This window comes from Streptococcus oralis subsp. tigurinus (assembly GCF_002093575.1).
Taxonomy (GTDB): domain Bacteria; phylum Bacillota; class Bacilli; order Lactobacillales; family Streptococcaceae; genus Streptococcus; species Streptococcus oralis_CH.
This window is the reverse complement of sequence record NZ_LNVH01000006.1, coordinates 13,208-24,404: the sequence shown is the minus strand read 5'-3', so window position 1 is coordinate 24,404 and position 11,197 is coordinate 13,208. Positions and strand designations below refer to the sequence as shown.

11 protein-coding genes and 1 pseudogene are annotated in these 11,197 nt (G+C 36.7%); 5 read left to right on the top strand and 7 right to left on the bottom strand.

Going from position 1 to position 11,197, the window contains the following annotated elements:
* The first annotated feature begins 82 nt into the window (after positions 1 to 82).
* Both rplM and rpsI read left to right on the top strand, forming a co-directional pair.
* On the top strand, positions 83 to 529 hold the full coding sequence (rplM, locus tag ATE37_RS08070) for a 50S ribosomal protein L13 (protein ID WP_002876943.1): 447 nt from the start codon (positions 83 to 85) through the stop codon (positions 527 to 529).
* A gap of 18 nt (positions 530 to 547) precedes the next feature.
* Entirely contained in the window at positions 548 to 940 is a 393-nt protein-coding gene (gene rpsI / locus ATE37_RS08065) for a 30S ribosomal protein S9 (protein ID WP_000075969.1), read from the top strand.
* A 110-nt stretch (positions 941 to 1,050) separates the two neighbouring features.
* Here the strand turns inward: rpsI and ATE37_RS10770 are convergent, their stop codons facing one another.
* From ATE37_RS10770 to ATE37_RS08035, 6 genes are all read right to left on the bottom strand, one after another.
* On the bottom strand, positions 1,051 to 2,268 hold the full coding sequence (locus ATE37_RS10770) for a tyrosine-type recombinase/integrase (protein ID WP_180382782.1): 1,218 nt from the start codon (positions 2,266 to 2,268) through the stop codon (positions 1,051 to 1,053).
* Between the two features lie 68 nt (positions 2,269 to 2,336).
* Positions 2,337 to 2,597: a helix-turn-helix domain-containing protein gene (locus tag ATE37_RS08055; RefSeq protein ID WP_042903162.1), complete on the bottom strand. Its 261-nt coding sequence runs from the start codon at positions 2,595 to 2,597 to the stop codon at positions 2,337 to 2,339.
* Positions 2,598 to 2,645: 48 nt separating this feature from the next.
* Complete coding sequence (locus ATE37_RS08050) at positions 2,646 to 3,497, bottom strand: rolling circle replication-associated protein (protein WP_084868656.1); 852 nt, start codon at positions 3,495 to 3,497, stop codon at positions 2,646 to 2,648.
* Between the two features lie 229 nt (positions 3,498 to 3,726).
* A complete protein-coding gene (locus ATE37_RS08045; RefSeq protein ID WP_084868655.1) occupies positions 3,727 to 4,452 on the bottom strand; it encodes a type IV secretory system conjugative DNA transfer family protein in 726 nt (241 codons plus the stop codon).
* The gene (locus ATE37_RS08040) at positions 4,452 to 5,063 is read right to left on the bottom strand and encodes a hypothetical protein (RefSeq protein ID WP_084868654.1); all 612 of its coding nucleotides are present in this window, start codon (positions 5,061 to 5,063) and stop codon (positions 4,452 to 4,454) included. Before ATE37_RS08040 ends, ATE37_RS08045 begins: the two co-directional genes overlap by 1 nt.
* Before the next feature lie 11 nt (positions 5,064 to 5,074).
* Entirely contained in the window at positions 5,075 to 5,449 is a 375-nt protein-coding gene (locus ATE37_RS08035; protein ID WP_084868653.1) for a hypothetical protein, read from the bottom strand.
* Positions 5,450 to 5,645: 196 nt separating this feature from the next.
* Between ATE37_RS08035 and ATE37_RS08030 the strand changes: the two genes are divergently transcribed.
* Positions 5,646 to 7,049 (top strand): hypothetical protein, encoded by a 1,404-nt coding sequence (locus ATE37_RS08030; RefSeq protein ID WP_084868652.1) that lies wholly within the window; start codon positions 5,646 to 5,648, stop codon positions 7,047 to 7,049.
* Between the two features lie 76 nt (positions 7,050 to 7,125).
* Positions 7,126 to 7,626, top strand: coding sequence for a hypothetical protein (locus ATE37_RS08025; protein ID WP_084868651.1), 501 nt, complete (start codon positions 7,126 to 7,128; stop codon positions 7,624 to 7,626).
* Between the two features lie 310 nt (positions 7,627 to 7,936).
* Here the strand turns inward: ATE37_RS08025 and ATE37_RS08020 are convergent.
* Positions 7,937 to 8,122, bottom strand: a pseudogene (locus ATE37_RS08020) (transposase); the annotation flags it as partial.
* Between the two features lie 265 nt (positions 8,123 to 8,387).
* Between ATE37_RS08020 and ATE37_RS08015 the strand changes: the two are divergent.
* Positions 8,388 to 11,162 carry a cation-translocating P-type ATPase gene (locus ATE37_RS08015; RefSeq protein ID WP_084868650.1) on the top strand — a complete coding sequence of 925 codons (2,775 nt, stop codon included), beginning with the start codon at positions 8,388 to 8,390 and terminating at the stop codon, positions 11,160 to 11,162.
* Positions 11,163 to 11,197: the final 35 nt, after the last annotated feature.

Sequence of the window (11,197 nt, the reverse complement as noted above, 5' to 3'; positions counted from 1 at the left end):
TAAGGCCCCGGAACCTTTCAAATACCCCGCGGACCGGAACATCCGCCCTGTAAACAAAAACGATATTCATATAGGAGAAATCATGAACAAAACTACATTCATGGCTAAGCCAGGCCAAGTAGAACGCAAATGGTACGTTGTTGACGCAACTGATGTACCTCTTGGACGCCTTTCAGCAGTTGTTGCTAGCGTACTTCGCGGAAAAAACAAACCAACATTTACACCACATACTGATACAGGTGACTTCGTAATCGTTATCAATGCTGAAAAAGTTAAATTGACTGGTAAAAAAGCAACTGATAAGATCTACTACACTCACTCAAACCACCCAGGTGGATTGAAATCAATCTCTGCTGGTGAACTTCGTTCTAAAAATGCAGTACGTTTGATCGAAAAATCAGTTAAAGGTATGCTTCCACACAATACTCTTGGCCGCGCTCAAGGTATGAAATTGAAAGTATTCGTTGGAGCTGAGCACACTCACGCTGCACAACAACCAGAAGTTCTTGATATTTCAGGACTTATCTAAGGAAAGGAACAATAAAGTATGTCACAAGCACAATATGCAGGTACTGGACGTCGTAAAAACGCTGTTGCACGCGTTCGCCTTGTTCCAGGAACTGGTAAAATCACTGTTAACAAAAAAGATGTTGAAGAGTACATCCCACACGCTGACCTTCGTCTTGTTATCAACCAACCATTCGCAGTTACTTCAACTGTAGGTTCATACGACGTTTTCGTTAACGTTGTAGGTGGTGGATACGCTGGTCAAGCAGGAGCTATCCGTCACGGTATCGCTCGTGCCCTTCTTCAAGTAGATCCAGACTTCCGCGATTCATTGAAACGCGCAGGCCTTCTTACACGTGACTCACGTAAAGTTGAGCGTAAGAAACCAGGTCTTAAGAAAGCTCGTAAAGCATCACAATTCTCAAAACGTTAATCAATACGATTATATCAACGTTTCAAAGCACTTCATGGTTCACACCATGGGGTGTTTTTTTGATGATTTTTAGCAAAATTCACACCACTTTTCACACAAAATTCACACCATTATTTTTTAAGATTGCGAAAGGCAATTTCTCCAACAGCCATTGGGATTACATTTGAAGTGTTGACATAAGTCTTAGTTGTAATCGTATCACTATGAGTGAGTGCTTCAGAAATAGCTTCCATAGAGGTTCCAGCCTGTTTAGCGAGCGTGGCTCCTGTATGTCGTAATTTATGAGGGGTTGCATGTGCAAGTTCTGGATGACGACGCTTAACAGATTTCATCTTATTGTTAAGATAATCAGCATGGAGACAACTGTTTACATTCCCCTTTGTATCAATATATGTAAATACATACTGATCAGGAGTTTGGATAATATTGAATTTAGCCAGTTCAATTTTTTGTTGTTTTTTCCATTCCTGAAGCAAGTCAGTTAACTCGTTAGGAATTCGAAAAGTTGTCTTCTTGTTTCCTTTGGTAGACTTTGGATTCTTGTATTTATCTAAAGCTTGTACTAACTGAATTTCCTGTTTTCTTGTATTGATATGCTTCCATTGCAAAGCGTAGCTCTCTGATTTTCTATCTCCCAAAAAGAAGGTAGTATAGAACAAAACATAGTCTTTGAATAGAATTTTTTCAGCCTCCAAATCTTTTTCAAAAGCTGTAAACCATGCTTGAAGTTCTTCTTGAGATAGATATAAATCTTCATCTTTTTTAGATTCCTGTAGCTTGATTTTCTTAGTGGCTTTGATACGGCTTATCGTTTTTGATAGGCGATTAGTTTCGATATACTCTAATTCTTCTGCCCAGTCAAAAATAGAGTTAACGTAGCTCCTGATAACTTTGAAATTTGCATATTCTTGTGCCTTTTGAGTCAATAGATTTAGTACAACTTGCTTATTTTGATTAAGAAAGTCTATTGAATAATTCCCAAGTAACGGTAGGATGTGTTTTCTAAAGGCAATTTCTGTACCAGTTACGGTAGCTTGAGAAGGTGGCTTAGTCGTAGAAGTGGTTTGTCCTGCTTTGTAGGATTCCCACCAAACGTTTTTATAGAAGTCGGAAAAGAGTATAGAACCATTATTTTCTAGTAAGACTGATTCTCCACTAAGAATTTTGTCAATCTTGTTTTGAAGTTCTAGTTCGTATTTTTTTGCTTCACTCCTTGTTTTGAACCGTTTTTCAATCACTTTCTTATCAACACCTAGTGAGGACTTAACTTCCTCAGGAATGTAGATTCGTAAGCGATAGGTTCCATTTTTTGTTTTTGTAATTGTCATAGTATTCTCCTTTTGAATTGAGCTAGAAAAATACCGTGATTTCATTATAACAAACCACGGTAGAAATGCTACTGATTTTGTAGCCAGCGATTGATTTCGGTTTTATCGAATCGAACGGTTTTTCCAATACGAATGATAGGCAAACCTTTCCGAATCCAACTATCAAGCGTATTATTGGAAATTCCTAGATAGTCGCAAGTTTGCTGTTTGTTCAAAAATGGACTTCTAAGAGTGCTATTGTTCAACCGATTTTCGATTTCGTGCTTGAGTAAGTCAGCAATCAAAAGCTGAATTTGATGAATCTGTTCATCTGGTAGAATAACTTGCATTAGTTTCTCCTATTCTGTGATAAAATAGGAGTAGTGATAGTATTTTCACTACTCTTTAGGTCTGTCAGTTGCTCTGCTAAAAGTGTCTGACAGGCTTTTTACATTATCGTAAAACTCCGTTGTATATTCTTTTATGCCATAAGGAGTTTCATATTTTGTAGTACGTGAAAAATTCGGCGGACTATTAATTTTATAAGTCTCCATAAGTTCCCCCTTTGTTGTTGTGATTTCCAAAGGCTTTTCTATCCCACGACTGGTTCTATAAATACGAATCCCTTTTGGATACATATATAGGCGCGCACCTTTTATAATTGCTTTGTTTTGTGAACCCTCATCACCTATCTGCAAATTAGATAGATAAGCAATCAAATAATTCCCAACCTTATCAGCTCTTTTTAATCTCTTGGTATTTGTAAAACCTTTCCCCCATATCTTAGCAAGGTCATTGTTAGGAATTGTTAGTTCGGAATCGTTCTTTAATAACACATGCAAATGCCACCTTCCACTAGCTTGTGGTTCAATGACCGTAATATAATCAACATTTCCAAACTGATTACGAATGCGTCGAATGAACGCTTTGAAATCCATGTAAACTATAGCTGTTTCGGTAACATGGTCACGATAAGTCAACGTAATCCAGAGCTGATTCTTTCCGCCAGTAAAATTATGGGCTATTATTCGCCGTAACTTCTTCATGGTTTGCTTTGTTGACTTAAGATTATCAAACCTACTGTTGTTTGAAGTATCCATATCATGTATTTCTCCAGTATCAAGATTTACATAACGCTTACCTTCTATCACTTTGATAGTTTGTTTTTGTTGACCGTTAGCGGTTGTCATTTCGATTGTATTACCATACACGTAACTTTTTACTATCTTACCATGTTCTATTCGCTTCATATTTTTTACCTATATAAATATGTTTTTTTGCTTTTGTTTGACGCTTATCAAGTTAAGGCGTCGCACTATCGATGATTAAATTCAAATTTATTCCATGATTTATTGACAATAGGGACCCTAAGATTATAAAACTGATTGTGTCGGCACGGCGAACAAAGTTCGACCGCACCGCCCCAACCAGTCTAATTTATCTTAGCCTATCGTCAACAACTTTCACGGCATAAAGAATTTAATCATCTGGAAGCGGGCGCTCTAACATGCTAACAATTTCCTGATGAACTTTGTTGAAATCTCTAACATGTCTGACTTTTATTTTTTGAATAGGCTGACCATCCCATTGTAGCCAACCATAGCCAGCAGGGAGATTCTTTTCTAGAGTTTGACCATCATCTAAGTCAAACATTGATTTGGCAACAGATGATTTAAGGTGACCTAAATTCAAAAATCCAGAAAACTGTGCTCGTGCATCACCACCAAGTACATCTGCCATGAGCACTTGGGTACTAATAAGTAAACGGATATTCAATGAACGACCTTGAAATAAGAGTAATCTAAGTTTTTTCTTATAGTTGTCTTTAGTTTTTTTATCTTCAAATTCTTCGAACATTGAGACTAGTTCATCAATGTATACAACTAGATAAACTCGTTTGCGGTGTGTGTTTTCTTTCCTCTTCTGAAACTCATTGAATGATGAATCTATTACTTTATAGGCGTCAGTACCAAGAAAAATATTGGGAGATGAGCTCGCAAACCGAAAATCCTCTCCTTTGGGGTCTCCGACCATAAGGCAAGTGTGTCTGGTTTGCAGTGCTAGGCATGCTAAGATAAGTTTACAAGTACCAGTTTTATAACTTCCTGTCCCTCCTAAAACATTGAAATGGTAATGGGTATGTAAGTTCCAACCCACATACCCACCACCTTGTTTTTGGAAGGGCTGAATGACAGCCTTATCCATTAGAATACCTCGTCTTCGTCATGGAAATCATCTGGCTTACTAACCTCCTGTTGGCGAGCAAGACGATTGAACTTAGCCAGTTTGCTATAGTTCAGTTGAACCACGATACACCAGCCAATATTTGGAAGATTTTGGCAAGTTACTGAGTCAACAGCGAAATCAAGACTGTATTTTGACACAACACCTTGAAGATATGATTCCACATCGGATAGTTCATTTCCTCTAGTTTGTTTAGTGATAGGAATATACAAATACCATCCGTTATACCAAATTTGGTTGGTAAGTTTGAGGTTTGTATCATTTTCGAATCTATAAATGAGTTCATTTACAATAGCATTTAGAGTGGTATTATAACGCTCAATTTGTAGTTGGTCGTGTCGATACTCAATATACTTATTAACACCTTTTTTTGACCAAAAGCTAATCTTTTTAAGCTGACTGTGACTTTTAGCGAATGCAAGTCGTAAGATTGATTCAGTACTATTATAGCCAGACTGACCATTAGCTAGATTCACTTTATTGTCTATCCACAGGATAGCAAAGTTAGTACTAACCAAGAGAGTGTAAAGAGAGAACAAAGTAGATAAAATTTTAACAATAAATAACAACATAGCAATACTCCTTATAATTCTACAGCTTCATCTGCTTCGATTACTGAAGCAGTCAAACTAAGTTGATTCCTATATTCTCCATAGATTACTGCTTTTTCAATGTCAGTAACCTCACAAGGGGTCATCATTGGTTGAAAAGCGGAGTAATCTTCAATTGAGGCAAATGGCACTTTGACCATGATCTGCTCTCCGAGATTAGTCTTTTCGTTTGGGTAGTCACTGTTGTCTTTATAAATGAGCAGTGAGACCTTTACTCCTTTTTCGACCTCTGAACCCATATCGGTTTTCTCTACCCAACGTGTTGCAGAGATGAAGCGAAGTTCTTTACGAGAAAGAAATTGAGGTGCATTGAATGCAGTAAAATGAGATAAGTTTTTTAAAGCCATGTTTGGCTCCTTTCGTTTGAAATGCATGGTCAGACTTTCTAGAATGCTGACAAATGACAGTTATAACTGTATGTTACTTAAGTTAAATGTTATACTTAACTTATGAGATTATTATAAAATATTTTCGGAGCCTGTATCATGCGCGTTTTTTATAAAATGAGCATGATATTTCTGAAAAATTTTGATAGGAGATTTTATGAAACCATTTAAGTATTTCTCAAAATATTTTTATTCTACAAAACTAAGTACGTATTTAGTTAAAAAATTTATAGAGGAATATAGCGATAAAGAAGAATTCTCTATTGAAGAACTCATAATTTTTATAAATCGAGAAAAAGATAAATCAGTAAAGAGAGAATTTTTACTTGAGAATTTCAATGAGATTATAGATAGACAGTGGAAGAGGGAACGTAAAGAAAAAAGCAGAAGGGAATTTTTAGATGACTATTTTGATAATTATTCTCCAGAGTCGGATGATACTTTATCTAAATGGCGAAAAAATGAGCCAAAAAAAATCGAGTATAGATTACAATTACTTCCTTATCTAGAAGAAATGGATGTTGCCCGAGAAATGTTTAACCAATATTATTTTGAAGAAGTTTGGAAAAAGGAATTTGTAAGGCAAATTATGACTGATAGTAGTGTAGCAGAGTCTCTAGAAATGGGCATGTTGTCTAGAGAATTATCTCTAAATCCTTTTTTATTAAGCTCATTGCGTCTTCTATCTAATGATATAAATAATGAAGTAAAAAAATCTCTAAATAAAAAACATAGATATTTTGTGAAGAATATCTATGATTTTGATGCTCCTCATATGAAGCCAATGAATGAAAGAATTGTAGAAGATATATTTTATAAAATTAATTCATCACCCAGTTTCACAGAAATTCCGTCGTATCATTATCCATCTCAAACTGAAATTTTCGATAAGTTTTGTGATTACTTAAAATCAAGTATAGACTTTCTTAATTCAGATGATGAATACGAATCTGACTATAGTGAATCAGATACTTATAGAGAGTGGGATTTTGTTAATAAAAAATATAAAGGTTTAAATAATCATAGGTTTTATATACATAAGCAGGTGAAACGCAAATGGTTTAAGATAGCTCCTATACTAAAATATAATACAGATTTGGAAATATATAATAGAATCACAGAATTATCCTCTGGGAAAAAAATTCCACAAAAAGTAATTAAAATTATCCAAAATAAAATGGTCCAACAGATAATCCATCTAAATATCTATCCTGAAGTTATTTATGTTGATAAGGGGGAAATTAAACACTGTGTCCGGTGTATTCCTAGTTTTAAAGATACTAAGATAAAAAGGAATCTTGTCATCAAGAAATATGATTCAATTTTTATAAAACAAATAGAAAAAATTCGCTTTCGAATTATTAAGTATTATTTTAAAATGGTAGTAACTCCAAAGAGTCGTATTTTGAAGATTAGAAAAACTAATATTTCGGGAAATCAGAAATTGAATAATCATTTCAAAATTCAGGAGTCATTTGATAAAAGAATTAGACGTAGGCCAAGCTTGTTAAAACAAGCTGAAAAATTTGACTATTTTAAAAAAATTGGAGATGTCTTTTAACAGAATTTTATGAAAATTAGCCTCAGCATTTGTTGGTAGGTAATAAATAATTTTAGAAAAATTAGGAGCTATAATTATGGAACAATATGTTACAGAAGCATTAGTAAAAGCCGGCGTTGAGTTAACCACTCTTGTTGTTAAAGGTACAACTACGTTGGTGAATAGTAAAGTGCAATCTTTGCGAGAAGAACGGAATGCTGATAAACTTCGTAATACTTATGATGAGATAATCAACGAGTTACTATTAGAACGAGAACAGGCGTTAAGGATAGCACAAGCTTATAAAGAGGAATATGACCGTGTGAATATTGGGGATGATGATATCGAATATTTACACAATACACTGAAACAGGTTATTAAATTGCTATCATCTTTCACAATAATGGATGAGAATAAACGGTCTAATATGAATCAATTAGTTGCATTATTAAATAAGGATACTTTAAAGACAATGCAGTTACTTGGATTTAACTATAAAGAAGCAATTGGAGAGCCTTTAACAGAAGTTTGCTCTAATGCTATTAGGGACAAGCTTGGTGGAGTTAAAAATAGACAAAATAAAAAGACATCTAGATAGTGGTGTGAACTTTTTGGTAAAATCTAGCTCAATTCATGTATTTTTAGGGTAAAATTCACACCATTCAACTGAAAGTTATTCAAATTAGATGAAATTTTATTTTCTGTAAATGTCGGAAAACATTGATTTTAAGCTCATCTTGAAACTTATTCAAATAAAAGTGTTTCCAACCAGGTCTTAAGAAAGCTCGTAAAGCATCACAATTTAGTAAACGTTAAAACTTATTTACACTTATTGAAAGCATTTCGTATCAAAAATACGGGATGCTTTTTCTGTTCACCCCAAATATTTGAACCTTGAATTTCCGTTAATACGTTCCGTTACGACTGTTGGCTTTAAAATAATTAGCTTTATCGTAAGGCTCATACCCTAAAAAGGCTGATAACTCTGCTTGAAGCAGATCGTTCATAACTGTTTCAAGGAATGAACGAAAAAATTCATCAATATCTTGCTTTTGGGCTAAGAAGTTAAGTAGTTTTGTAGTAAACTGTGTCATAGGAATAAACCTCGTTCCAGTAATGTTTCGTAACTCTACTATAACGGATTTCTTCCTGTTTGTGTTTACACGGCTTATTTTACACTACCAAAAGAACTTTAGCTATTGGGTATACAAGCTAAAGTTCTCGGCTCTATAATTTCTGTAGTGGGTAAAGCCACCATAGGAATTATAGAGTCTATTCTTTCAACATTTTCTGAAAAAGGAGTATAATGAGGGTGTAAATATGAAATCGCTTTAATGATTTAGAATCGAGGAAAGGATTATGAGTAATTCTAGACAGAAGGGGACTACATTAGGAACCTGTGCCTCTGATCAGGTTTATCAAGTGTTGCAAACGAGTCCTCAAGGGTTAAACTCACAAGAAGTAAAAAAGAGGCAAGCAACTTATGGTCCTAACCAGTTGAAAGAAAGTAAGAAAGAACCTATTTGGTTGACCTTTGTCAAACATTTTGCCAGTCTCATGGCCCTCTTATTGTGGGTTGGTGGCTTTATTGCTGTGATTTCCCATAGCTTGGAGTTGGGAATTGCGATTGGGCTGGTCAATATCATTAATGGTCTCTTTAGTTTTATTCAAGAATATAAGGCTAGTCAAGCCACGGCAGCACTGAATAAGCTTCTTCCATCCTATACCCGAGTTCTTCGTGATGGAAAGGAAGATAAAATCCTTGCACAGGACTTGGTGCCAGGTGATTTGGTTTTCATTGAAGAAGGTGACCGTATTTCTGCAGATGGACGTTTGGTTGCTGTGACAGACTTGCAGGTAAATCAGTCTGCCCTCACTGGTGAGTCTAATCCCATTTATAAATCAGACCAAGCAGATTTGACTCCTGATAAGACTGAATTGGAATATGACAATATGGTGTTTGCAGGGACCACAGTTTCCTCTGGGTCAGGACATTTTATAGTATCTGCTATCGGTATGGAAACTGAGTTTGGACAAATTGCAGACTTGACGCAAAACCTAGCTCAGGAAAAGAGCCCACTGCAAAAGGAACTGGACCATTTGACCAAACAGATTTCGGTTATTGCAGTATCTGTAGGTCTCTTCTTTATGATTGCAGCAACACTATTTGTCCATCAGCCTCTTTCTCAAGCTTTCATCTTTGCCTTGGGAATGATTGTTGCCTTTATCCCTGAGGGGTTACTTCCTACAGTTACCCTCTCTCTAGCTATGGCTGTACAACGCATGGCTAAAGAACATGCTTTAGTGAAGAAATTATCTTCTGTTGAGACTCTTGGAGCAACCTCTGTTATTTGCTCAGATAAAACAGGGACCCTAACTCAAAATGCCATGACAGTTAATCATTTATGGACCTTGTCGGGTAATTATGAGGTGACTGGGCTAGGTTATGCACCAGAAGGGCATATTGAGAAGGATGGTGACCCTGTTTCTCTGAAGGAAAATGATCTCCTGAATCGTTTGGTTCGCTTTTCTCACTTGGCTAGTAATGCTCAAGTGGTTGCGCCAAGTGCTGACAATCCCGATTATACGGTCTTGGGAGACCCGACTGAAGCTTGTCTTAATGTTCTTGCAGAAAAAGCAGGTATTGATTTAAATGACAACCACAACTGGGCTCCTCGTATCAAAGAAATTCCCTTTGATTCGGATCGTAAACGAATGACAACGGTACATAGTCTCGAAAAAAGTCTGTATGGCAGTCACCATATTTCCATCACTAAGGGTGCGCCTAAAGAAGTGATGGAACTTTGCTCAGACTATTATGATGGTCAAGGAGCAATCAAATCTATGACTGCTACAGAACGTCAAGCAATTCTTGCTGCTAACGATCAATTTGCTCGTGACGGCTTACGTGTTTTAGCTGTTGCTTATCGTCCTTTGGAAAGCGAAGATATTAGAGAAGACAAGTGGGATATGCGGACCCTCGAAGAAGATATGGTCTTTGTGGGACTTGTTGCCATGAGTGACCCTCCACGTCAAGGTGTACGTGAAGCAATTGAGCAATGTCACCGTGCCAGTATTCGCATTATCATGGTTACAGGTGACTATGGCTTGACGGCTCTTAGTATTGCCAAGAAAATCGGAATTGTGCAGGGTGATGATGCGCGTGTTGTTTCAGGACTTGAACTAGCTGACATGGATGACGATCAGCTTAAAGAAGCGCTTAAAGGTGAGATTGTTTTTGCCCGTGTAGCCCCTGAACAAAAATATCGTGTAGTCAATGCACTTCAGGAACTTGGTGAAGTTGTTGCTGTTACTGGTGATGGAGTAAATGATGCCCCTGCTTTGAAAAAGGCTGATATCGGGGTAGCTATGGGAGTATCTGGAACTGACGTCGCCAAGGAATCTGCCGATATGATTTTAACGGATGATCACTTTGCTTCTATTGTCCATGCTGTTGAAGAGGGACGTGCCGTTTATCGAAATATTCAAAAATTCCTGACCTATATTTTTAATTCCAATACACCGGAAGCTGTACCATCTGCCTTCTTCTTGTTCTCTTTGGGGCGCATTCCTCTTCCCTTAACAGTTATGCAAATCCTAGCGATTGACCTTGGAACAGATATGATGCCCGCTTTGGGACTGGGGGTTGAGCCACCAGAAGAAGGCATTATGGACAGGCCACCAAGACGCCTATCAGATCGTTTGTTAAATCGGCAATTATTATTAAAAGCCTTTGCTTGGTATGGTATGATTGAGTCTGTTTTGGCTATGGGTGCCTTCTTCCTTAATTATTGGGTTAATCAAGGACATCTGAATCATCTAGCTAGTTCAGGACCTCTTTATCGAGAGGCAACAACCATGACTTTGGGAGCTATCATCTTCACGCAGATTGGTATGGCTATGAATAGTCGCAAAGGTAGAGGAACTATTTTCAAAATCAAACCATTTGCAAATAAGATTATTAGTCTGGGGATTATCTTAGAAATCATTCTCTTTATTATCCTGTCCTATGTACCTCTTTTCCACACTCTCTTTAATACAGCTCCGATTGGTTTTGATGATTGGCTCTATTTGCTCGTCTGTCCATTTATCATTATGGCTCTAGAGGAAATAAGGCACCGACTATTTGATTAAGAGTAAGCCGATGGCTTACTTTTTAGGCTCTATAA

What these genes read in the sequence shown, in the direction of transcription:
- ATE37_RS10770 (WP_180382782.1), bottom strand. Translation starts at nt 2,268, where the DNA reads ATGACAATTACAAAAACAAAAAATGGAACCTATCGCTTACGAATCTAC.
- ATE37_RS08045 (WP_084868655.1), bottom strand. Translation starts at nt 4,452, where the DNA reads ATGGATAAGGCTGTCATTCAGCCCTTCCAAAAACAAGGTGGTGGGTAT.
- rplM (WP_002876943.1), top strand. Translation starts at nt 83, where the DNA reads ATGAACAAAACTACATTCATGGCTAAGCCAGGCCAAGTAGAACGCAAA.
- ATE37_RS08050 (WP_084868656.1), bottom strand. Translation starts at nt 3,497, where the DNA reads ATGAAGCGAATAGAACATGGTAAGATAGTAAAAAGTTACGTGTATGGT.
- ATE37_RS08025 (WP_084868651.1), top strand. Translation starts at nt 7,126, where the DNA reads ATGGAACAATATGTTACAGAAGCATTAGTAAAAGCCGGCGTTGAGTTA.
- ATE37_RS08030 (WP_084868652.1), top strand. Translation starts at nt 5,646, where the DNA reads ATGAAACCATTTAAGTATTTCTCAAAATATTTTTATTCTACAAAACTA.
- ATE37_RS08035 (WP_084868653.1), bottom strand. Translation starts at nt 5,449, where the DNA reads ATGGCTTTAAAAAACTTATCTCATTTTACTGCATTCAATGCACCTCAA.
- ATE37_RS08040 (WP_084868654.1), bottom strand. Translation starts at nt 5,063, where the DNA reads ATGTTGTTATTTATTGTTAAAATTTTATCTACTTTGTTCTCTCTTTAC.
- ATE37_RS08055 (WP_042903162.1), bottom strand. Translation starts at nt 2,597, where the DNA reads ATGCAAGTTATTCTACCAGATGAACAGATTCATCAAATTCAGCTTTTG.
- ATE37_RS08015 (WP_084868650.1), top strand. Translation starts at nt 8,388, where the DNA reads ATGAGTAATTCTAGACAGAAGGGGACTACATTAGGAACCTGTGCCTCT.
- rpsI (WP_000075969.1), top strand. Translation starts at nt 548, where the DNA reads ATGTCACAAGCACAATATGCAGGTACTGGACGTCGTAAAAACGCTGTT.